This window comes from Lewinella sp. LCG006 (assembly GCF_040784935.1).
Lineage (GTDB): Bacteria > Bacteroidota > Bacteroidia > Chitinophagales > Saprospiraceae > Lewinella.
Window position 1 is genome coordinate 7,277,096 of sequence record NZ_CP160680.1, and the last position, 24,080, is coordinate 7,301,175.

Annotated in this window: 11 protein-coding genes; 5 read left to right on the forward strand and 6 right to left on the reverse strand. The window is 45.8% G+C overall.

Annotated features, from left to right (window positions below):
• Positions 1 to 71 precede the first annotated feature (71 nt).
• From AB0L18_RS26720 to AB0L18_RS26730, 3 genes are read right to left on the reverse strand one after another with little or no spacing between them, the layout of a single operon-like run.
• Positions 72 to 1,784, reverse strand: coding sequence for a PKD domain-containing protein (locus AB0L18_RS26720; RefSeq protein ID WP_367390381.1), 1,713 nt, complete (start codon positions 1,782 to 1,784; stop codon positions 72 to 74).
• Between the two features lie 53 nt (positions 1,785 to 1,837).
• Complete coding sequence (locus AB0L18_RS26725) at positions 1,838 to 6,742, reverse strand: T9SS type A sorting domain-containing protein (protein WP_367390382.1); 4,905 nt, start codon at positions 6,740 to 6,742, stop codon at positions 1,838 to 1,840.
• A complete protein-coding gene (locus tag AB0L18_RS26730; protein ID WP_367390383.1) occupies positions 6,730 to 7,563 on the reverse strand; it encodes a hypothetical protein in 834 nt (277 codons plus the stop codon). The genes AB0L18_RS26725 and AB0L18_RS26730 overlap by 13 nt, the downstream gene beginning before the upstream one ends.
• Before the next feature lie 554 nt (positions 7,564 to 8,117).
• On the opposite strand from AB0L18_RS26730, the gene AB0L18_RS26735 reads away from it, so the two are divergent.
• Positions 8,118 to 8,657 (forward strand): exonuclease domain-containing protein, encoded by a 540-nt coding sequence (locus tag AB0L18_RS26735; RefSeq protein WP_367390384.1) that lies wholly within the window; start codon positions 8,118 to 8,120, stop codon positions 8,655 to 8,657.
• 37 nt (positions 8,658 to 8,694) lie between these two features.
• The gene (gene rimO / locus AB0L18_RS26740) at positions 8,695 to 10,014 is read left to right on the forward strand and encodes a 30S ribosomal protein S12 methylthiotransferase RimO (RefSeq protein WP_367390385.1); all 1,320 of its coding nucleotides are present in this window, start codon (positions 8,695 to 8,697) and stop codon (positions 10,012 to 10,014) included.
• 247 nt (positions 10,015 to 10,261) lie between these two features.
• On the opposite strand, the gene AB0L18_RS26745 is transcribed toward rimO, so the two are convergent.
• Entirely contained in the window at positions 10,262 to 11,062 is an 801-nt protein-coding gene (locus AB0L18_RS26745; RefSeq protein ID WP_367390386.1) for a hypothetical protein, read from the reverse strand.
• A 240-nt stretch (positions 11,063 to 11,302) separates the two neighbouring features.
• On the opposite strand from AB0L18_RS26745, the gene AB0L18_RS26750 reads away from it, so the two are divergent.
• Positions 11,303 to 12,241 (forward strand): phosphoribosylaminoimidazolesuccinocarboxamide synthase, encoded by a 939-nt coding sequence (locus tag AB0L18_RS26750; protein WP_367390387.1) that lies wholly within the window; start codon positions 11,303 to 11,305, stop codon positions 12,239 to 12,241.
• Positions 12,242 to 12,360: 119 nt separating this feature from the next.
• Here the strand turns inward: AB0L18_RS26750 and AB0L18_RS26755 are convergent, their stop codons facing one another.
• Positions 12,361 to 13,560, reverse strand: coding sequence for an NAD(P)-dependent oxidoreductase (locus AB0L18_RS26755; protein ID WP_367390388.1), 1,200 nt, complete (start codon positions 13,558 to 13,560; stop codon positions 12,361 to 12,363).
• A gap of 62 nt (positions 13,561 to 13,622) precedes the next feature.
• Between AB0L18_RS26755 and AB0L18_RS26760 the strand changes: the two genes are divergently transcribed.
• A complete protein-coding gene (locus AB0L18_RS26760) occupies positions 13,623 to 15,083 on the forward strand; it encodes a DASS family sodium-coupled anion symporter (protein WP_367390389.1) in 1,461 nt (486 codons plus the stop codon).
• Between the two features lie 82 nt (positions 15,084 to 15,165).
• Positions 15,166 to 16,974, forward strand: a complete 1,809-nt coding sequence (gene recQ, locus AB0L18_RS26765) for a DNA helicase RecQ (RefSeq protein ID WP_367390390.1) — start codon at positions 15,166 to 15,168, stop codon at positions 16,972 to 16,974.
• Between the two features lie 94 nt (positions 16,975 to 17,068).
• Here recQ and AB0L18_RS26770 read toward each other — a convergent pair whose 3' ends face one another.
• Positions 17,069 to 24,034 carry a hypothetical protein gene (locus AB0L18_RS26770; protein WP_367390391.1) on the reverse strand — a complete coding sequence of 2,322 codons (6,966 nt, stop codon included), beginning with the start codon at positions 24,032 to 24,034 and terminating at the stop codon, positions 17,069 to 17,071.
• Positions 24,035 to 24,080 lie beyond the last annotated feature (46 nt).

The following is a 24,080-nucleotide window of genomic DNA, read 5'->3' on the forward strand; positions in this document are numbered from 1 at the left end:
TTCCTTCGGGCCTGCCTGCCAGCAAGCTGGCCTTGCAGGCAGGGCCTTCGGCATACACCCTTCCAACTCCCCTACACCTTCACCACCTTCCCCTGCCCCAGCTTCACTCCACCATCCCAAAACTCATAAAAGTAAATCCCCGCAGGCAGAAGAGCTAACTGCATCCGTGCCTGTGAATAGAGTACTTGCTGAGAAAGCACTAATTGTCCAGCAGCATTGTAAAGCCGGAATTGCCCGTTGAGGGGATAGTAATCCCCCAGGTCAAAGACCAAAACATCTTGCACTGGATTGGGAAAGGTCGTAAAGGTGAGTGCCTGTGGGTCATCAACAGCTACTGGGCCAAGTTCCAGGATACGGCAATCGGTATCGCTGCCCAAATCATTGCTTACGGTAAGACATACTTCATAAATACCAGGGCTGGCATAGGTGTGGTCAGGATGCCGATCTGTACTCATGCCACCATCACCGAAGGTCCAGGCCCAGGTATCAGGTTCATAAAAACTCAAATCCTGGAAGTGAAAATCCAGGGTGTCTTCCGGGTTACGATCTATGCGGTAATACGCACGGGGGAGGTTATCAATTCCAAGGGTATCACAAGGGCTGCCGTCGATGGGGCCGAGGCGGTAGTTGGGGTGATTGGCGAGGGTGAAGGCGTTTGCGTTAGGTAAAGGTATCGCGTGCTGTTGAACATTACAACTTAAACCCTGTCCATCAGGGTTTTCAATGACGTGTAATTTCTTAATGCCAGAAGCACTATTCAGATATATTTTCCCGTCGGGGGCTAACTGTGCCATAAAAAAACGCCCGTGAAAGAAATTCCATTCCGTATAACCGTCGTAGGTCGCTACCGTATCCTTCGTAGCGAATACATCGTCCGACCAAAGGTCGTATTGGTAGATATGGTTGTAATGAGATAGGTAAAGATATTGGGAAGAGGGTGAGATAGCTACACCACCAGCTCCTGCATCTGTGCCAACGTTGGTTTGTCGATGATTAAAAATTTCTCCGGTACAACGATTAAAATCAAATATATCAAGATAATCAAACTCGTTAATTGTTACTAAATTGAATCTCACATAATGATTTCCGTTTGGGGAAAACACAGCCTGACCTAATCCATTATTCATGACGTTGGATACTTCTGTAGTATCAATTAAATCTACTCCATTAGGACTTAGTAAAACAGAATAGATAAATGGCTTATCAGCAGCAGGAACCAGTACCCACCAGTCTCTACCATTAGCATGTTTACAAGCGGTAAGTTCACCAGTAGTCAAGGAATCTCCTACCATGTTTTGTATTTGTTCATAAATACCGATCTGGTTATCTAAATTACTAACGATAGCAGAAGAAACACTTCCTCCTAGCCTTGGAAAATCATCGGTGTAAGACATATAGACATAATACAATATATTCAACGAATTGAACGGCAAATAAACAAACGATTGGGGCAATATTGTTTCTGGATCACTATTGTCAGGAAAGGTGCCATTAATAATTACCTCGTCCTCCGCATTTCTGATTTCTAAATTATTTGAATATAAAAGAAGATTTCCAAAGTAATCCGACAACGCAGTTCCATCCTGAATGAATAGGTCAATTTCCTGGTTATTCTCTACCTTTAAATCGGCATCATAAAAGCTTAATATTGAAATCCCAAAAGAGTCATTGGGTTCGGATTGTGTGCCACCCAAATAGCCCATCATCCAGTGGTTATCGTAAAACTGGGCAGATATACAGGTACTTAGTAGCATTACTAGGGCAAAATAAAAATACTTAGTCATGGCAATTATGATAATAATCAGGGTAGGTTGAAGGCCAACCTACCCTGGTAAATTTATTGAATAATGATTCGTCGACTAATCACTGAGTCAACACCTTTAAGCTTGATCCAATACAGTCCTGGTGGAAGATGAGTTACATCTAAACGTGACTGCTCTCCATATACTGGCTGTGTGAGCAATAGCTTGCCTCTCAGATCAAATACTTCAATTTGTCGATGCGTTTCCACACCAATAATTGGCCATGCTACGGTAAAAATACCAGAAGAAGGATTTGGATAAACAGCTACTTGTTCTGGGTGCTTTGAATTCACCTGATGAGGTAACCAGTCACTCATTGATTCCAGCGAGGAATCATTATTTACAGGATCGTTTGACTGCAAATTGGATGTGGGTTGGCAGTCGATAGGTTCTGCAAATGATTTTCCGTAGTTGATCAGTAGGGATTGTGCTCGTCCAACTGCTGAACCATAGCGAAGTGGGCAGCTTTCAGCGATCTCTCGCAGTGCTTCCTCTGTTGCTACAGGCAAGTCAACTATTCCCTGGGCTATCGTCTCCAGGTACCAACGATTGACAGCTTGCTGTTTTGTCGCAGCTTCACCAGTGGTAACTATATTACTGTTCTGAGGAAGTAGTTGAGCAACAATTGCTGAGAGTTCATTACGCTTTACTTCCTTAAAATCATGGAAAATAACAACCATTTCCTCTAATTCCATGAAGAGAGCTTCACGTTCTGCCAAATAATTCGCACTTGGGCTAGTGCCTTCTACAAGCGTGACATCCAGGGCTTGTAGCTCCTCTGCAAGCGAATGAATTCTAGTTTCAACATCGGATAAATCAGTATCTGGCGCATAAGCCTGTTCAAGTTGCTGGGCAACACTGGTAAGTTGATGTAAATCGGTGTTTTGACTCTCCTGCTGTTGATAGAAAGAGGCACTTTCAAAAGTCCAGTTTCCGCGATCCTCTACACTGGTAGCGCGTTGGCTACGGTAATATACGCGTTTCGCTTCCCAATCCGATGTAGCTGGATAAGCACCATAATAAAAATCCCCTTGCATCAACTTCTGAGTAAATTGATCGTTTGTCGTTAACTGTTCTAGTGAAGGAGGTTCACAATTCATTAGATCATCAGCACAAGATGGAGCTACGGCACCTTCCACAAACCAGTCAATATTGTTTAAAGTAGTGAAGACATCGTCTGGCCATACCGAACTTCCTGGTGGAGAAACTACAAAAAATCGAGATTCAAACACATCGTTAAAGTTTGTACTATAGTGCGCTGCCTGCCACACCAGACTTTCATCCCACGTATTTCCCGCAGCGATTTGCTCGCCAATTCGAGTATTTTGGTTGCATTGCAAACCTCTGCTGTTCCCCGTAAAGGTAGTATGCCGAAGTAAAGTCACCTCGCAGGTGCCGTAAAACAATGCCCCGAAGTAAGTATTGGTAACGGCATTACAACAAAGCTTGTTACGATCACCCTCATAAACATAAATACCCGTCTGATAATCAGAAGGGGTTGCTCCAAATATCCGATTATCATAAACATAATTATCGCTGGAACTATAGAGATTGATGCCCAATTTCCCTGGGCCAGTCGCTTCTACCGTTGAAAGAAAGTTAATGTCATTATCAGCAATATCTGCGCCATTGACACCATATAGACTAATACCGGAACCACGATGATGCAGATTAATCTGGTTGCTACTGATTTGTAAATCATCGTCGTTAATTCCTGACTCTAATGCATCACCTAACCTAATAGCATCAAAATTAGTTACGCCCATAGGTGGTGAGAGGAGTTCAAAAATATTATCATCAATAATTACCTTGTTAGCAGCATGCGTATTGGAAGTAAGGATACCGTAGGATTGAGTGTAGCACTTATTCTGATCGAAAACTCGAACTATGTCTCCCATCCCCATACGGAGGTTGAAACCAATACGAACATTCCCTCTATTACCTTGTAAATCTTCTCCAACAATATTCTTGCTGGCTGATAAGGATGAACTTACACTATGCACACCTTGTTGTAAATTGTAAAAACGGTTGTTTTTCAATCGAATCCAAATCCCATCATCTCCTAATATTCCTGTGTTACTTTGAGGCAAACTAGCATCAGATACCAGGTCGTGTATACGTGAATTAAGCATTTCTACACCAGCACGTCTCACAATGACACCATAATTAGTGTCCGTTATGCGGACACCAAAAATATCACCGCCACCTATCTGGAAATACTTACAGTCATTGAGTTCAACACCTGCTAATCCTATAGAGCCAGTATTTATTATTTGACCAGGATAAGGGGGAAGTAAATCACTCGTACATCTAAAGTTACTATAGTTAATAGAGGTGGGTTGTACCACATATTGTAGTTGTGGAGACGGAGGCACATAAATGCCGATATGATTACGGTTAAACGTTGTAAAACTCATTTCGAAAACAGAACCACTTCCCAAATGCACTGCGTGAATAGCATCCTCTATAAGTGTAGCACTTAATCGGAGTCTTCCTCCGCTAGTAAGACCTGCTTGAGGTGCAAGATATATTCCCTGCCATAAAAATTCACAGCCATGTACACCAGAATTCGAGTTGTTACTAACAGCTAAAGCGGCCCCAGGCTGCACCGTAATTTTCGCGCCAGGTTGCATACGTATTTCGCTTTGCGCAAATGTATAAAAACCGTTCCCTCCATTGGCAGCTTCGTCTATGATAAGATGACCATTAATTGCTAGACACTGGTTATTAATTCCTCCTACAGGCATGTCTCCATTAATAATAAGTGTGCTGAGCAAGGTTCCTTCGCCTGCATCAATATTAATAGCGTTTTCTCCTTCACACGGGCAAGTGAACGAAGTTTCACAAGCCTCCAAATCATCAATCACTAAAGTAATGGCATTGCTCTCCTCGCATTCGTTTTCTACGGTATGGGTCACGGTAGCGGTGAAAGGCACTGTTGGGTCTGTGATGTGTAATGTTACGCTTAGGCCATCGTAGGTTACGCCGTCTACCTCCCAACTGTGCGTACCATCATTATTGCTAGCAGTAAGGATTACCTCTCCTGCTTCACAGTCTTGGGTATAGGTAAATGCGGGGTCGAGGTCAAAGCAGCAATCTACTACTATTATTTCTGCCATCGTCGTGGTTTCATTTCCGCAAATATCTGTAGCCGTATGTGTAATGGTATAAATTCCACTTTCGGCATAAGCATATTCGACGGTATTTCCATTTTCTGTATTACCATCTCCCAAATCCCAACTGTGCATGATATTCTCATCCACTATATTTGCCATTAATATAATTTCCAGACAGTTCGCTTCGAACTCAAAACCAGCAGTAGTGCAGTCTAGATTGACGATCAGATTATCGAGCACAATAAAATTTTCAGAAGCACTGGAGTAAAAGGTAATAAAGCCGAGTGATTCATTCGTGTTATTTTCCCAGCTGAAATCATAATTTACAAGATCGTACTCATCTTGTTGGCAACCTACAACATTTCCAACAATGGTATTTTCAATTGGGACAACTTGCATTCTTACCGGATTGTATGTATTGTTTTCGCAAAGCGTAGGTTCCTCCCCTGCATTGATTCTGGTTTCCCATATAGGGCACGGCCTTATCATGCTGCCATAGAACTCTAAGGTGCCCACCGTGTTTTGCGAACTCAGCCCATCAAATGAAATATTAACTATGCACCCTGGAGGAATAGGTGCTTCAAGTTCAATTGAAACACCTTCCCTATTGCTCTCAAAGGCTGCTATAAGCAATACGCCATTATCCTCATTGTCCACGCATATATCCGGAGTATTATCATTGAGGATAGCCCAGGGTGTACCAAAAATTAAATCTCCAACACCAGTGTTTTCTTCGAAATTAAAGTCATTGGTGCAGATGATATTTTCGCAAACAGTAACTTCCGCACAATCAAAACAGGGGATACTAGTGAAGAAGACGGTACTAAGAACAGGCATTCCTTCACAACTTTCCAAATTATAGAATATCTGAAAATCTCCTTCACTGGCAGGAGTAAGGCTAATCGTCTCACTTTCGTAGTCCACCTGTATAATGTCTTGTGCTTGTCCAAAAACAGAAAACCCCGTAATCATGACCTCAGCATCGATGTTATGAATTTCATTACATAACAGATCATTAAAGGAGAATAAATGCTCTTCTCCCACACACAATCTTGTCTCAAAAGTGCAGCATGTTGTGAAGAAATCATAGTTGGCAACAGAAGAAGTAACCCCTTCCAGATTGGGCGAAACGAAGCAAGAATTACATCCTTCAATATTGTATCCTAAATCACACAATATTGCAAGTTCTTCCACGAGGATTTCTTGCCGCTGTTCTCGAACATTAAACCCCGGGAGCATGACAAAATCCCGATCTCCATTGCCACAGTTACGGTGCAAATGAGACAAAGCATTAAGATAACTGCCGACAGTTGTTATTACTCCACCGTCCATGCCACTTACAGCTACGGGGATATCCCAACCTACAGTAATAGTGCTTAGCGGATCAGTACAATTATCATTTACCTGAGCAAACAACGCATTTGTATTTGGGAACGTAGCGTCATTAAATTCATAAAATACGGTCTGGTCTATCTGAGATAATAAAGGTGTAAAACTCGGATCAGCCACTCCAATATTGTCCAATGTTCTCAATCGCAGAAGGTGATCCCACTTACTGGCAAAAAGCGATTCAGTTTCGTTGACTTCAGGGGCAGGTATTTCTTCGAAAATATCTCCTGGAGCCAAAGTACTGGCATATCCAAGGATATGAAGTGCTTCGTGTAAAACGATAGAGTACAAATCAAAAACAACAGCGGCAGGATCAGGAGCATTTTCCCAATCGGTATGCCATAGGATATTGGGATTAATATTCAAGCTGCCATCTATGCCATCCTCTGACCAAACACCACCACCATTTATTTTTCGAAAAACTAAGCTTTCCATTGTTGGATATGCAGGTGCAGACCAAATATCTGGTAAAAAATATGGGCTGCCGACCCCAGTACAAGGGGATTTTCAGGTACATTTGTTGTGAGTTCAATATGAACATTAGATAACTCGGTTGTACCACAGTTGTTTTGACTCATTGGGCGCTGTACAATCTCTGAAAGGTCTCGAAAAACATCACAAACGACTTGTAATTCCTCCTCATTCAAGGCGAGAACATCAGGGTCGAAAATCAAGTCAAAATAGCCGGAGTCACCATCATTTCCCAGCAACTGCCGAGCGGTTTGATGATTGCTAGATTGAAGTTTTTTTTGAGGATAGGAGTTTCCAAACCGATCATAGAATACAACTTCGCCATTATCGGATTCAGCGGTATGTGGTGGAAATACTCCGCATAGTCCATGTAGGCTTTCCCTTTCTTTAACAAGAATTATTAACTCTTCAAAAGTACCGTGAATAACTAATCGATATTCTGATGTAACCTCATCAGAATTGACAACCAAATCAAAACAAGCCCTTGTCACCCCAGAAGGAAAAATCAACGTCACAGGTGCAAAACCACTCAAATGAGGGGATGTATTTCCAACAGCATCAACAACAATTGACGTGGTTCCAAAGACTAGACCTCCTGCTGCTTTATCCACACAAACCTGCACCGTTTCACCAGGGTGTGCCGTAATTTCCGTTTCTGTAAAAGTAAAAGGAGAATTTGTTGGTTTAAGAGGAGGGTGATAGTCCGTTGAATTTGCCAAAAGATAAATAAACGGAATTAGCAGTGCTATGCACAGCAAAAGCGAACGCTTGGAAGCATTAATCATAATTATTAAATTTTCAGAAAAAGCACGAGAGCAACGTTTCTTTTTCAGATGGAAAAATCAGTTAAGTAGAGAAGTTGGAGTGGCCATCTGATGAAGATGAGCGCGTTAAATATTGTTTCTAAAATATTTCCTTTTTTTCATTGAACCAAATTTTCTTTTCACATTAACAATCAAAAAAACGCTTCGTGTAAGTATTCCCAAACTTAGGGGTCGGCCCTAATCAGGCAGGGATAGTAGCGGTATGCGCGCAGCACAGCGAGCACATAGTAGCGGATAGCCCGGCCCCAGCCAGTGCGCTGGCTGGGGGCCTGCCCAAAGTATAGTCCTCCAAGGCAGGATTTGTGAATTCTAACTTGCTCTTTTCCCACCTCGCTACGTTAAAAAGCCTCGCCAACGCGCTGCGTTGCCTACGTTTTTCGCCTTGCGAGTTGACAAAATAGCGGCGTCATCTTTCCACAAATCCTGCCTTGACGGACTATAAAAAAAGCTCGACGGAAACTTATTCCTCTCTCGAAAGGTTCTATCCCAATCATTTTTTTTAAACGAATAAAAATATGGCACTGGATTTCACTAAAATCATCATTATCGACCTGGAAGCCACTTGTTGGTCGGGCAAAACGCCCAAAGGCGAACAGCATGAAATCATTGAATATGGTTTGGCTGTACTAGACGTAGCAAGCGGAGAGATCGTAGCAAATGAAGGAATACTGGTCAAACCTACCTCTTCCACCGTCAGTGCATTTTGTACCGAACTGACTACGATTACTCCCGAAATGGTAGCTACTGCTCCTTCTTTCGGAGAAGCCTCCAGGTACCTGCAGGAAAAGTATAAGGCCCATCGTCATCCCTGGGCCAGCTACGGCGCTTACGACATGAGCCAGCTCCAAGGGCAATGCGCCAGAGAGGGTGTTCCTTTTCCGTTAAGCGCACAACACCTGAACGTAAAAGCACTCTTTGCTTTGCGGCACCGCCTCCCCCACCCCGTAGGAATGGATGCTGCTTTGCAAAAAACAGGACTTCCTCTAGAGGGTACGCATCACCGTGGCGTGGATGATGCGCGGAATATTGCCAAGATATTGCGACAGCTATTATAATCGACTTATCTTTGCAGGCTTAAATAGAGGCTGCCTGATGAAGACAAAAACGTTACGACAAGATAAGGTAAATGTGATCACCCTGGGGTGTTCAAAAAACCTGGTGGATTCTGAGGATCTGATTACCCAATTGCAAGCCAATGACTACGACGTCGTCCATGATAGCGAGGAAGAAGACGCCAATATCATCATTGTCAACACCTGTGGTTTTATTGATCTGGCAAAGGAAGAATCCGTCAATACGATCCTGCAATACGCTGATGTCAAGCGAGAAGGCGGGATTGATAAACTTTACGTTACGGGCTGCTTATCGCAACGGTACAAGGACGATCTAGAGAAAGAAATCCCGGAAGTAGATGCCTACTTTGGCACTTTGGAGCTACCCGGCCTTTTGGCCAAGCTGAATGCGGATTACAAACACGAACTCATCGGCGAGCGGGTGCTGACGACTCCGCAGCACTTTGCGTACCTCAAAATCAGCGAGGGCTGTAACCGTACCTGTTCTTTTTGTGCCATTCCACTGATGCGGGGCAAACACGTTAGCAAGACCATAGAAGCACTCGTAAAAGAAGCAGAAAACCTGGCTAGAATGGGGGTCAAGGAACTGATGCTCATCGCGCAAGAGCTGACCTATTATGGTCTTGATATTTACAAAGAACGCCAGTTGCCTCAGCTTTTACACGCGCTGGCTGCCGTAGAAGGAATTGAATGGATTCGCTTACACTACGCCTACCCTAGCAAGTTCCCGCTGGATATTTTTACCGCTATGGCGGAATTGCCACAGGTATGCAATTACCTGGATATTCCTCTTCAGCATGCCAGTGATACCGTATTGGAGCGTATGCGTCGCCAAATTACGCAGGCTGAAACCCGCGAACTGATTGCCGAAGCACGCCGAAGAGTGCCTGGCATTGCCATACGCACTACGATGCTGGTTGGTTTCCCGGGAGAGACGGAGGAAGAGTTTCAGGAGCTTTGTGATTTTGTGGAAGATATGCGCTTTGATCGACTGGGTGTTTTCCAGTACAGTCACGAAGAAGATACCCGTGCCTACGAGTTAGAAGATGATGTTCCCGCAGAGATCAAAGCCGAACGTGCCAATCGACTGATGGAGATTCAACAAGCTATCTCCCTGGAATACAACGAAGCAAAGGTAGGCCAAACTTTTAAAGTACTTTTTGACAGGAAGGAAGGCGAGCATTTTGTGGGCCGCACCGAATTTGATTCTCCAGAAGTGGACAATGAAGTGCTTGTTTCGGCTAAAAACCAATACGTCCGGCTGGGTGACTATGCCCAGGTGCGCATCACTGATGCTACGGATTATGATTTGTTTGGGGTGCTCGCTGACGCTCGCTAGTGTTCGTCGCTTTCAGCTCCTCACGGGGGTGCTCATTGCATTCGCGGTAGGACTTATTCGCTACGCTCACTCGTGGAAAGTGCTCTACCGATTGCTTGGGATCGCGGGGGTGCTCTCCCGACCTTTCGTCGGGATCGCGTTTTGCGCCTCCGGCGTTTTTCTTGGTACATTTTTATTAGCGTTGTTCTGCTGGGACAAATTCATGCATTTGCCCTGTACGAATTTTCCCTAAACAAATAAATTGGGCCTAATTTCCCCACTGGGTAAGGTCGCAGCCTACCACCATCAGTTTCAAGACATTGGGTGGGCCTTCGTAGCCCCGTTTTTCATAGGCATCCACTACGGCAACCCGGTCTTCAAAGGGGCTTTGGAAATAACCTAAAGCCTGGGTGGCTAATGCCAGGTCGTATTTTCCAAAGGTATGTTTAAGAATAATTTTCTTACCCCCGCCTTGTTCGCTAGCCTCCAGACGATGCTCTGAGACAAAATCCAAGTCAAAAAGGTCACTGTGAGCCATCTTATTGATGGCCTTGAAACGGTATGGGCGTTGTGAGACCACCCAGGGCATACCGTAAAATTGGGTGCCATTCCCCGCGCGTATATTGTGTTCGGAAAGCAGCTGGTTGTAGCGGTCTTTGCGGCTTGGCCATACACTTTCAAAGTCAATAGCCGTATCGTCTGGTTCGTACTTGGGTTGTTCGCTGGCTTTAAAGGTTTCCTTGACCAATTGCTTATCGGTCTCTGTATCTTGAATAATAAAATGGAGGGTATAGTTGTAAACGGCCTCATTGGCTTCTTCGATGAAGTAGGCAAACTTACCATCCTCCGACCAACCCAAGGGGTAGATCACTTGCTCCAGACAACTGTACTTTGAGGTACACAAGCCATTGAGCATCTCCGAGGTAAACGCTACTCGCTGATCCATTGGGAAACCATTTCCTACAGCAGCACTTCGTGATTGTAATGCCTGCTCTTCCCCCATAGCACTTGTTTTTTCTGTGTTGACATCTCCGGCTGTATCCGATGGAGTCGTATTAATTGCGGCCATTGCTTCGCTATCACTTAAGGCGCTTCCCCCTTCACTACCAACTGTAGTTTTATTACCACAACTGCTTAATAAACAAAAACTTATAAAAAAAATAAAATAGGAAAATTTCATAAAACAACCGTATTTAGTTAATTGATAATGGCTCCTCACTCGATGAATAATAGGAAACTTTTTGAAAGGTAAGATTTTCAGCCCAAAATAAAGTTACTACCTTCGTTCCCTAACCAGAGGAAATCAATCATGCCAGCACAAGCCCTTTCCGCTACTCACTTTGAACTTCCTGGCCAGACGGCCTTTTACAAAGGAAAAGTACGTGATGTTTATACCATCGAAGACTTACTTGTCATGGTCGCCTCTGATCGTATTTCTGCCTTCGATCACATTCTACCCCGAGCCATACCCTACAAAGGACAAGTACTCAACCAGGTGGCGATCCATTTCCTTGAAGCTACGCGCGATATTTGCCCCAATTGGCTCATTTCTTCTCCGGATCCCAACGTAGCTATTGGTCACGCTTGCGATCCGTATCGGGTTGAAATGGTCATCCGTGGCTACCTCGTAGGCCATGCCTGGCGCGAATACAGTGCGGGCAAAAGAATGCTTTGTGGCGTGGCCCTCCCAGAAGGGATGAAAGAGAACCAGCCTTTTCCTGAACCCATCATCACCCCGGCAACCAAAGCCGAGGAAGGGCACGACGAAGACATCAGCCGGGAGGAAATCATCGCTCAAGGTATTATTGAGGAAAATGATTACCTGCTACTCGAAAAATACACCCGTGCGCTCTTTCAGCGTGGCACTGAAATGGCGGCTAAGCAAGGGCTCATTCTGGTTGATACCAAGTACGAGTTTGGTAAAAAAGACGGAAAAATTTATCTCATCGATGAAATTCATACCCCCGATAGCTCCCGCTACTTTTATGCCGAAGGCTACCAGGAACGCCTAGATCGTGGTGAAAAGCAAAAGCACCTCTCCAAAGAATTCGTACGGGAATGGCTCATCGAAAATGGTTTCCAAGGCCTAGATGGCCAAACCATGCCTGAGATGCCTGATGCCTTCGTTGAGTTGGTTTCCAACCGCTACATCGAGCTTTACGAACAAGTTACGGGGCAAGCTTTTCAACGAGCTGATACCGACGATATCGTAGAGCGGGTAGAAGAAAATATCTTGGCAACGCTTTAAGGCCATCTCTCTCCGTAGCTCCGTAGCGTCGGGTTTGAAACCTAACGCTACGGAGCTACGGAGATTATCCTTCTACAAATTCCATCACGGGCCGGGTGTAAAACCCGACCCTACGGAGATTACCCTTCTACAAACTCCATCAAGTACCCAAATTGAGGTCCTAGGCGCCCGTGGCGAGCAATGGTAGCTCGCTCGATCATAGCACTGTTTGGTGCTAAAATATGTGGAATCACCTGATCAATGTACATCTTCCCAAAAGCTGTCGAAGCATCGCGAGGCAATTCACTGGGCAGGTTGTCGATGGTCATCATATCAATCACTCCTTCCTGGTAGGGTGCTGTTTCTTCGCCCTTTTGCGGGTCGTAGCCAAATACCGGATCAGCAATGGTAGAAGCTCTCAGGGTAGCTGGAATGGAAGCCACTGGAGCGATATCACAGGTCACATCAGCGATCACCTGAATTTTGAAGTCGGGACTAGCCATTTCTTCTTTGGTAAAAAAAGCGGGAGCCCGATTATCCCAATAGATGCCATTGATCATCATATCCGCCTGCTGTGCGTAAGGCTGAAAGGCAGAAACATATTGCTCAGGGTGCTGGTAAAAATGAAGCTTATCAAAAGGGGCTCCATCTTTATGTTTTAGATAGTCACGCCCTACCAGCTGGGTGTAAATAGGCTCATCATAAGTCTCTCGCAGGAAATCGCGTGGTGAAACCTGGTGGATGCCCATGTCTTCCAATACCTGCGCAGCACCCGTAGATACGCGCCCCGTGCCAGTAAGGACGATCTTCATGGGTGGCAGTTCCAGCTCGGCATAGATCTTCTTCGCCGCGGCGTAATCGTAAAGATCTTTCATGCGTGGCAACTTAAAGCTTCCAGTACGTTGGGCATAGGTCCAGAAGCCATTATGGGCACCTACTACGCCCGCAAAATAGCCAAAGGCAATGATTCTCCTGCCCATGTTATCGGTCATCACCTCATAGTCAATCAGATGAATATGGCGATCTAGAATAGCTTTCAATAAAGGGCGATTATAAACCTGCTGCTTGTGCGTGTGTGAAAAGAAGCTATAGGTCTTTCCTGGTATCAACTGGTGCTTAGGCACTTCTTTCACGCCCAGCAAAAGGTCGCAATCGCCCAAATATTCTTCAAGAGGCACGCCGGCTGCAGCGTATTCTTCATCTTTAAATATCCGTATTGGCGAAGGTTGTACTACTACATTTAATCCGTACTCCGAGCGCAAGTAAGCGCACTGTTTGGGATCCAGAGGAACTCTGGTATCAGGGGGCACTTTGCCTTCCCGAATAATTCCTATTTTCATGGTAAAGTTTGGTTAGGTTTTGCTATTTGCCGCTAAGATAGTATTCCTTAACTTCATCCCCTATGAAGAAGATCGGTCTGTTTTTAGGTATTATCATTTTTGTGGGTATGTTGCTCAGTGGCACCGCTTTTGGTTTGCCCGTACCCGCTTGGCGCGTACTTGCTATTGCAGCCCTCATGCTCATCTGGTGGATCAGTGAAGCGGTACCCATTCCAGTCACAGCGCTCCTCCCCATGGTTTTACTACCAGCTTTACAGATTTACACAATGGACGAAGCAGCAGCGCCCTACGCTAGTCCGATTGTCTTCCTTTTTATGGGGGGATTCATGTTGGCCCTCGCCATGGAGAAATGGGAACTCCATCGCCGTATTGCCCTCAATATCGTTCGTATTACGGGTACCAATGCCAACGGTATTATTCTCGGATTCATGCTCGCTACGGCCTTCTTAAGCATGTGGATCAGCAATACCGCCACTACGGTCATGATGCTCCCAATTGGTGTCTCCGTTATCGACCTGCTGAGGGATGGTAGAGACAATGATCTCGCTTCCTCAGCGGGCAACCGAGCATTTGCGGTCAGTCTGATGATTGGCATCGCCTACGCCGCTAATATTGGAGGTACAGCAACCATTGTTGGTACACCTCCCAATGTGGTTTTTGCTGGTTTCATTGAACGTACCTACCAGACCCAAATCAGTTTTGCTACCTGGATTGCCTTTGCGTTTCCTTTTGCGTTGGTGCTCCTGCTTGTCACCTATGGCCTACTCACTCGCCTTATTTTTCGCAATGGCCTTGGTTCTTTTGCCGGAGCACAGCAGCTGATTCGCACCCAGCTCAAGGCACTCGGTGCTATCACTTTGGCAGAAAAAAGAACCCTGATTGTTTTTACCTGCACCGCACTGGCCTGGATTTTTCGCACCCAAATCAATACGCTCTTAGGCTTATCGAAAGGGGATAGTCTACTCGAACTTACCGACCCTATGATCGCCATCTTTGCCTCGGTAGCGCTCTTTCTTTTTCCCGTCAATTGGAAAAAAGAGCAATTCCTTCTGGATTGGTCCGACACCCAGCGCCTTCCCTGGGGAATCCTTCTGCTTTTCGGAGGTGGTCTCAGCTTGGCCGATGCCCTCAAAGCTGTTGGCCTTATCGACCTTATCGGAGCCCAGTTTTCTGATGCCAATGTTACCGGATTTTGGATTATCCTGGGCCTCACTGCCGTCAGCCTTTTCCTAACCGAAATCATGTCCAACGTAGCGCTCGTAACTGTTTTCCTCCCCGTCGTAGGTGCCGTAGCACTGGGGATGAATATCTCTCCACTACTCCTCTGTATCCCCGTCACCATCGCCGCCAGTTGTGCTTTTATGCTCCCCATGAGCACCCCACCCAATGCTATTGTTTTCGCTAGCGGTCATCTCCGTATTGCTGATATGGCCAAAGCTGGTCTCTGGCTCAACCTAATCGCTATCGCCCTAATTACCGCGCTCAGCCAATGGATCTTGCCGTGGCTATTTGCCGGAGGATAATTCAACAAAAATGGTGTAAAATATTTATTTATCACAAAAATGTTTTATTATTGTGAATTAAGGATTAAATAGTATTAGCAGGATGAATTTAGACCACGCGCGACAGGCCCTGAAGCAGTACTTCGGCTATGATGAATTTCGACCCATGCAGGCGGAAATCATCCAATCTATCTACGAAAAGAAGGATAATCTTGTCCTCATGCCTACGGGTGGTGGTAAATCCATGTGTTTTCAGATTCCTGCTATCACTATGCCTGGTACCGCCTTGGTCGTTTCTCCACTTATTTCGCTAATGCAAGATCAAGTCGAAGGCCTGCGTGCCAATGGTGTCAAAGCAGCCTTTTTAAACAGCTCCCTTGATGGTACTGAGCAACGCCTGGTTGAAAACGATTTTTTTGAAGGCAAACTGGATCTTCTATACGTATCTCCTGAGAAAGTTTGCTCTGCTGACTTCCTCCCTCTACTCCAGCGCGCTCCTATTTCGTTGTTCGCCATCGACGAGGCCCACTGTGTTTCTTCCTGGGGACACGATTTTCGTCCTGAATATACCCGGCTTCGGTTTCTAAAACAGCAATTTCCTAAGATCCCAATGGTTGCGCTTACCGCTACTGCCGACCGGATTACCCGTGACGATATTGTTCAGCAACTTCAACTGATAGAAGCGAATATATCCTTGGCCTCATTTGATCGCCCCAACCTGAGCCTGGAAGTTCGGCCTGGGCAACGTCGCAAGGAACAGATCATCCAATTCATCAAACAGCGCCCTGAAGAAAGTGGTATCGTTTACTGTTTGAGTAGAAAAAGCACTGAAAAAATAGCGGAGGACTTACAGAGAGCAGGTTTCAATGCCAAAGCCTACCATGCTGGACTAGAGTCCACAGAACGCTCCAAGGTACAAGATGAGTTTCTCAAAGACGAAGTACCCATTATTTGTGCAACCATTGCTTTCGGCATGGGCATCGATAAGAGCAACGTCCGCTGGGTGATCCATTTTAACCTCCCCAAAAACCTGGAAAACTATTACCAAGAGATTGGTCGGGCAGGCCGTGATGGTGCCCCCGCTGCAACCATGCTTTTCTACAGCTATCAGGATGTCATGATGCTAACGGAGATCCTCCAAAAAAACGAGAGCGAGAACCTTGAAGTACAACTCGCTAAACTCGACCGTATGAAACAGTACGCCGAAAGCATGGCTTGTCGGCGGCGCATCTTGCTCAACTATTTCAACGAAGATCATAAAGAAAATTGTGGCAACTGCGATATTTGCAGCAATCCTCCCCAAGCATTTGATGGTACCCAAATAGCTCAAAAAGCACTTTCAGCGGTATACCGCCTTCGCGAACAGGTAGGGCTGGGCTTACTCGTTGATGTCCTGCGCGGTTCTCGTCGTAAAGATATTCGCGACCGAGGCTATGACCAGATAAAAACTTTTGGAGCAGGCCGTGACATTCCAACTTTTACCTGGCAAAACTACCTTTCTCAACTCATTAACCTCGGTTACCTTGATATTGCTTATGACCAGTACGGTGTTCTCCGGCTGACTCCTGCTAGCCAGAGAGTACTTTTTGAAAAAGAAACCGTCCAACTCGTTCGTCCAGCTACCTTGAAAGAACGTAAAGCGCAAGAAAAAGAACAAGTCAAAAAGAAAACCACAGCTGAAAGGGTACGCGATGAACTCTTTGAATTACTACGCCAGCTTCGTCGTAAACTGGCCCAGGAAAAAGGCGTTCCTCCCTACATCATTTTTTCCGATGCCACCCTTGAAGAAATGGCTGCTACTAAGCCAGTCAATGACGAAGAGTTGAAAGCCGTTTCTGGTGTCGGTGATCGTAAACTCCAGTTGTATGGAGACGCCTTTATGGAAGTTATTCTAGAATACCAAGCCCAATAAACAGAGAGAGGCGCTTCCTTTGCAGGAAGCGCCTCTCTTGCGTTATGTATTGTCATAGAACCCTTGCTTTCGCAAGGGTTCTAATCAAATTTCATTACTTAACAGCAACCATTGTCTTTGTAGCCGTAAATTCTCCAGCAGTAATGGTGTAGCTCAGTACACCAGTAGCACCTTGAATTTGGCTCTTAGCAACATTGATGGTGTTGTATCCAGCAGCGTAATCACCACGAAGTATTGTCAAAACACGACCGCTAGCATCGTTGATAGTCAACGTTACTTCCGCATCCTGTGGTAAGTTGAAACCGATCAAAGTTTCTACCGCGAATGGGTTAGGCGTGTTTTGGAACATTTCGAAACCTGCAGCAACAACCTCTCCGTTAGAGAAGCTCACTCCTACGTTCATGGTGTTACCATTTCCGTATGCTTCAGCAGCAGTGTAACGGCTAGATACGTTGATTACGTCACTCAACTCAGCATCCACTGTTGGGCGGATCACCAGGCTGAATAATACGTCCTCAGAAGTAGCTTTACCGTTCCAAGAAGTAGTGATCTGACCTTCAGCAGCGTAACGCATACCGAAGTTCTCAGCTGTAGCTACACCGTACTCGATGTCTACCAACGCTGCTCCGTTCAGGTTCAGCGTACCTTGGAAGCCTTCTACCGATGCCATGTCAGCACCACGGAATGCTACCGTGTACACGTTACCAGCTTTCACGCTTACGTTCTCTACTTCGAAGTTGAACTGACCGTTCAACGTACGATCATCCCCCGCCAAAGCATTGGCTTGAGCGTTACCGTTTACGTCACCAATCTTCACGCCTACGAAGTTAGCATCAAGGATGTCAGCGGAGAAGTTGTTCTCATTGATCAACTCAGGGAACGCTTCGTGCCATGGGTTGGTAGGTACAGGGAACTCGTAAGCAGCATCCACAAAGCGCCAGCTCGTGTTGTTAGCAAACTGCGTATCAATGTTCAAGATCAACTTACGCAACTGGATCATATCAAGCGTCGTAATACTTCCAGAACGGTTGATGTCCGCAGCAATGCGCTTGTAAGGGCTATCAAGAACCTGTACTCCAAGAACGTGCTTGCTCATCAATACCAAGTCAAACGTAGACACACCATTCAGTGGGTTAGCGTTCAAATATGGAGTGATAGAGTAGTCACCTCCTAGCTCAAGATCAAAGCTGTAAGTACCGTCTGTATTTGTAGTCATGCTCATTACAGCACCACCATTCACACTTACTTCCACACCTTCAATCGTTTCGTTATATTCTGTAGCGATCACACCTGACAGGGTGCCTGTTCCAGCGCCACAGTCAACGTGCTGCTGTACCAGTACATAGGTCTCACAGTAGTCGTAGTTGCCATCTTCGTCGAAGGCGTATACGTAAACTACGGTTGATGCATCATCGTCCTGCGTCAATACCAATCCAGTATCATCTGGGCTTGGTACGAAGTTAGGATCAGCTTCTACATCTGCTGCACGGTAGATAGCGTACTTCGTCACGCGAGGTAGACCACCGAACAGTTCTGGTCCTTGACCAGTACAGTCACTGATTGGTGAACCTTCGAAGTCAGAAGCCCAGATCGCCATCGCACAACCACCATCTTCCTGAGGCATCAGGGTCACGGTCAAGCCGTTGATACATACTGGTGCTGGTCCTTTACAGTCGATCACATCGAAGACGATGGTCTCGCTGGTCTGGTTACCACAACCGTCCTCAAACAATACGCGTACTGCGTGGTAGACATTGTCTCCCATCGCGTTGGTAATGATTGGGAAAGTACCTGCGAATACGTAAGTGCCGTCACCATTGTCAGTGATCAAGGATAGTACGTTCTGGTCTGCTACGAATTCGTTCGACTTGATGTCGCCGTCGCCGTTAGCGTCTACGGCGAAAGCATCAAGCTCAGCAGATACGATGCTTACCACCAGGTTACCTGCTCCGTCAAACAATTCACACTCGTCAGATACACTGAACGGAATGCTTACTGCTTCTTCACAGTTACCATCATCATCACCAAACTGGCCAGGAAGCAGGTTAGGGCAGTTAGCCGTTGGGCCACCGTACTCTCCCACTGCTACCACTGGTGCGGTAGAGTCGTACACTTTCACAAATTGCGTGTAGATGTAGCGACCGTAGTTGCGACGACCAAACTGGTCGGCAGGAATACAACCAGGAGTGTTGCCTGGGATGTTGTCATAGATCACATCAGCGATGTCAGAATCTCCGTCACGGTCATTGTGGCGGCGATCGATCACTACGCTGTACTGGATACCGGGTTGAGGATCAACTTCGTTATCACAGTTGTTGTCTACTGGTCCGAAGCCACTCACTACCCGTACTACTGGGCGCTCGTTGCCTTCTACCGCACGGTCTACAGGCAGTGCCTCACCGTCGTCTTCCGTTATGCGAGGAAGTACTAAACCTTCGTACTCACCATCCCATACACACCAGTTGATTACATCGTAAGTGATCGAGAACTTGTAGCACTCATCACCCGTAGCAGAGAAGATCACTGGCTCACCAATGTTTACGCTCAATACATCACAACCTACTGCAGTAGTAATGATTGTTGGTACATCAGGATCGCCACAATCAGCGTCAGCATCTTCTGGGAAGTCGATCGTGAAGTCATGACGTTCCGTAATGGTGATCAGCTGGCTACAGCTGTTCGTTGAACGGTATACTTCGTTGATGTCGATAGCTCCGTTGCCGTTAGCATCGCCCTCTGGGCGCAACTGCCAAGCTTCGAAACGGCGGGTGATTGATCCCCAACCACAATCGTTAACCTGGATGTTTGGCGTACGCTCTACGATGGTATCCACCGCACAGTTGTCTGTACCGGTAGCACCGCCGAAGATCGCGCTCATCATGGTAGAAGTAGCAGCAAAGTCTTCGTCGTAAGCCGTAGCAATATCACCAGGGAAAGCCAATGGCAGATCAGAACAAGTCAATGTTACTGGTGCTGGTGCGTAGCAGAATGGGTTCAATTTATCTTCAGGAGTAACAACCTGCCAGCAAATGTTCTGGTTGCCAGCTTCGTCCGTTACACGTAGTTCGATCGTGATTTCGTTGTCGATATCACAGCAGTAGAAGTCTACATAAGGACCCCATGGGCTCCAGCGGTTAGCACTTGCATCACAAGTTTCGTTACGCCAGTAGTTACGGCGTACTTCTACCGTTACTTCCCCACAGTTGTCGTTAGAACCTTCGTCCACGTCCGCAGCGAAGAGGCGAGCGATACCTTCGATACCGTTGGCTATATCACCACCACCGATGGATACGTTCAACTCGTCGTTACAAGAAGCTGTAGGCTCGATGTCGTCGGTAACCACTACCGTGTATTCTTCACAAGTTTCGTTACCACAAGCATCTTCGGCACAGATGATCAGGATGTGCTCACCAATTGGTGCTGATACTACATCACCGTCACACAAATCACCACCAGCGAAGAATGATTCGCCGAAAGCAAGTACGGTGTAAGTCGTACCAGCTACGCTTGAACATCCATTACCGTCGGTAAGGGTAGGACATGGAATCGCTACGTTCGCCAAACAGCTGAATGGTGAGGTAGATACGTTGATAATAGCAGGGATACCAGAAATTACTGGACCAGTAGCATCAAATACTTTGATCAATTGGTTCAAGGTACCAGATCCGCCTGGGTTACACCAATCGATGATGTTCCACTGACGACGCAGCTTGTAAGTACCTTCACACACCACGATACGTGGCTCATCAGAGTAAGAAGCTCCGATGTTACAGTAGCCTTGATCAAGATCATGGAAACCTAATGCTGTGCGAATCCATGGGAAACCAGAAGCAGAAGGGTGAGGATTGCCGTTTGCATCAAGTGCAAAGTTTTCGTCACACTCCAAAGGAGCTACAAATGGAGGGAACACAATATCACCAATCGTTGGCTTACGGAAAGTAAGTATTTGAGCACAAGTAGCTGTGCGTGGAGCACCAATACAAGCACCGTCGTAACGATCTGATACCGTAAAGGTACGTGTCAAGGTAACATCACCACAATCACCAGCAGAGCTTACTGCATCAGACAAGGTAACTTTTACCGGGCCACAGTTGTCACCAACTACAGGGAAACCAGTGATATTAACTTTTGCGATGAATGCATTCAAGGCTGCAGTGCTACCTCCGAAGAAGGTGTTACGTGTAGCAGTGAAATCCAATACACCAGCTGCACTAGCAATATAGTTTTGTGGGAAAGTGAAACGGATGCCATCAATGTCATCACAAATCAAATCACGCGTATCAGTGACCATTAAAGGGGTAAACGCTGCACCTGATATACCCGTATTGTTATCAGAATAGATGTTTACTTTCCAATCACCGAACTGAGTCGTCAACCAGTTGGTCAATACCAGTGTATAGCTCGTATTGGGCTGTAGTGGCAAGCTCATACGCAGTGCTGGATCGAAAACATTTCCACCAGGTACAAACGCATCATCAGAAGAACCGATGAGGTTCTCACAGGGTGCTGCAGGATCAAAGCCGCCTTGGAAAAGGAACATGCTTCCATCTCCCCAAGTAGACTCCATCAGGATCGTGTATACGTCAACAGGAATAGCAAAATCTGGCGTAGTGAAAGTTACTACGTCATAGTTATGCACACCGTCAGCCAGGAAGCCCTGGTTCAAACAGCTGAAATTGTTGAAGTTCAAGGTTGCATCACCAGCATTGAGGTTACCACTCGCTTCGTAAGCAGCATAATCCAGTGTTACAGAACTTGCATTAGCAGGACAAGTGATAATTGGATTGGTCTTATCTTCAGCGAAGATATCCCCCCAACAAGTATAAACGATTGCCCCATCTTCGATCACTTCGATCATGTAGGTATGAGGACCACAACCAGTGATTACGTCGGTGTTCAGGTCGTCTACCATGATATTAAAGTCATCAGCACATGCATATTGGCCTGTAAGTACCATTTCAGGAGTGATCGTAGCACTACAGTTTGCAACTAAGGTAACGTTAAGGTCACCAATACAACCGAAGTCGAAGGGTACATTAGCATCATCTATGTTAACAGTCACATCACAGCTTGCCGAAGTCCCTCCAGCACCAGTACCTGTCAGTGTTACGATGACTTGATCACCATCGGTACAGTCGAAATCAAGCTGAGAAGCAGAGAATGTTACAACACCAACACTACCATCATCTAGATCGGCAATATCGATGCTAGCATTTCCATCTGCATCAAGCTGAACATCAATGCTAGTAACACAATTCACAGACAATGATTCGATCGTCACCGTGAAGTCACAAGTGGTTGAATTACCATTAATATCCGTAACGGTTACTGTTACCGTATTTACACCAGTGTCATTGATTGTGAAATCAGTTTGAGAAAAGGTAATGTCACCATCGAAAGCACAGTTATCAGTAACTACAAAAGCCTGCCCATTAACTACATTATCGATAAAGTAGTCCATGATGGCTTGAACTTCGGTATTGCTTACTTCCGTTCCGTTACCTGCTCCGTTTTCAGTAGCAAATAATAGGTAGTAGATACGCTGATCAGCCGCCAATCCACTGACGGAATGGTCATCAAAATCCGTAGTAGCGGGAACTGTCTGAGTAGCACCTGCACCATCAGGAACGATGATTAAATGATTAACTGACGCATCGCCCGTACCGAACACACGCTTCACAAAGCCTGTATATGCATTACCATCAGCATCTGTGTAGCTAAGAGATGCAGCACTCGTAGAGCCGCCGCCATCAGCACCCAAATTACCGCTGATAAAGAACTCGTCTACCATGTCGAGGTCAGCAGCGAAAAGGAATAGTCCAGTCTGCTTACGCGTAAAGTACTCTCCAGCCGCACCTACGGCAGCAGTTGTAGTAACTACACCGTCAGAATAAGGGATTAAAGTCGCAAGATCAGTATTAAGTTGATTTCCGGTATCATACATGTCGCTTCCACCGTCTCCAATGGATGTTCCAGTAACACCATCAGTAAAAGAAAAAGCATCAGGTACCAATCCGAGAAGTGCGCCTGCTTCCTGATCAAAATTAGCCAAGACAGCCGCTAAGCCGTCACCGGCAAAAACATCACCAGGCGTAATCGTAATGGTTTGACCATCCTCAATTGGGAATACGAGATCATTACATGCAGGAATCATTGGTCCTTCCGTATCGTTTACACATGCAGGGTTGTCGACGATATTAATAATCGCATCCCAACCAGAAGCATTTACGCTTCCGTCTGGAGTAAACAAAATAGTCAGACATTCACCATAAGCTCCCTGTACGGTAGTAATCGCACCAGTTTCTAATGGTTCACTTAGATCTACACCGTCGACAAAGTATTCATCACAACAGTTCTCTAAGTTAAAAGAATTATAGGTAACAGAAATAGCTTGAGTAATGTCCGTTGGACATAAGATCAAAGTACCACTTTGGCTATCAGGATAATTTGAAGCAAAATCTCCAGCATCAGCGTAAGTAGCTCCATCTGCAAAGTCAACACCTGCCGTAAGAGTGACTGTAGCACCACCCACAGGGTGAGTAATATCTGCCATAGGCGGAGGACCTACAATGGCAGTACTCAATGTGAAAGTTACCGACTGAGGAGCAGGAAAAGTAGAAATATGAATATAATAAGTGGTTCCTGACACCAAAGGCCCAGCACCCGTAATAGATTCATTTCCACCTGAAGAGGTACTAGCTCCTAAACAATCAGCAGCTACTGCCACATCAGGACAAGCAGAAGAGATAGAGATACCCGTCCAAGTTCCTGGAGAGGTCATGGTTAAATCCATGAACTGTCCGTCGTCGGCAACAGTAGCAGTATAGACAAACAAGTAGTCGTCTCCACCATCATAGTTGCCTAAACATACATTGTTGTCGTAGTTATCCCCACCTGTAGCAGTGTTCCCCGACTGAGGAATACCGGGAGTAAGGGGAATTGCAGTAGCACAAGTTCCCTGGGCGGCTACCCAAAGAGGAAGTGCAAGTAGTAACATAAATAAAGACAGATGCCTGCCAAAATTCATGTTAACACTAATTTTAGTTAACGCTTGTCGCATAAGATTACAATTTGTTATAAAAAAGTTATATGGTCAACATCCAAAT

Coding starts and splice junctions, on each gene's coding strand:
- AB0L18_RS26770 (WP_367390391.1), bottom strand. CDS start 24,034: ATGCGACAAGCGTTAACTAAAATTAGTGTTAACATGAATTTTGGCAGG.
- AB0L18_RS26735 (WP_367390384.1), top strand. CDS start 8,118: ATGGCACTGGATTTCACTAAAATCATCATTATCGACCTGGAAGCCACT.
- AB0L18_RS26745 (WP_367390386.1), bottom strand. CDS start 11,062: ATGGCCGCAATTAATACGACTCCATCGGATACAGCCGGAGATGTCAAC.
- AB0L18_RS26725 (WP_367390382.1), bottom strand. CDS start 6,742: ATGGAAAGCTTAGTTTTTCGAAAAATAAATGGTGGTGGTGTTTGGTCA.
- recQ (WP_367390390.1), top strand. CDS start 15,166: ATGAATTTAGACCACGCGCGACAGGCCCTGAAGCAGTACTTCGGCTAT.
- AB0L18_RS26720 (WP_367390381.1), bottom strand. CDS start 1,784: ATGACTAAGTATTTTTATTTTGCCCTAGTAATGCTACTAAGTACCTGT.
- AB0L18_RS26730 (WP_367390383.1), bottom strand. CDS start 7,563: ATGATTAATGCTTCCAAGCGTTCGCTTTTGCTGTGCATAGCACTGCTA.
- rimO (WP_367390385.1), top strand. CDS start 8,695: ATGAAGACAAAAACGTTACGACAAGATAAGGTAAATGTGATCACCCTG.
- AB0L18_RS26760 (WP_367390389.1), top strand. CDS start 13,623: ATGAAGAAGATCGGTCTGTTTTTAGGTATTATCATTTTTGTGGGTATG.
- AB0L18_RS26755 (WP_367390388.1), bottom strand. CDS start 13,560: ATGAAAATAGGAATTATTCGGGAAGGCAAAGTGCCCCCTGATACCAGA.
- AB0L18_RS26750 (WP_367390387.1), top strand. CDS start 11,303: ATGCCAGCACAAGCCCTTTCCGCTACTCACTTTGAACTTCCTGGCCAG.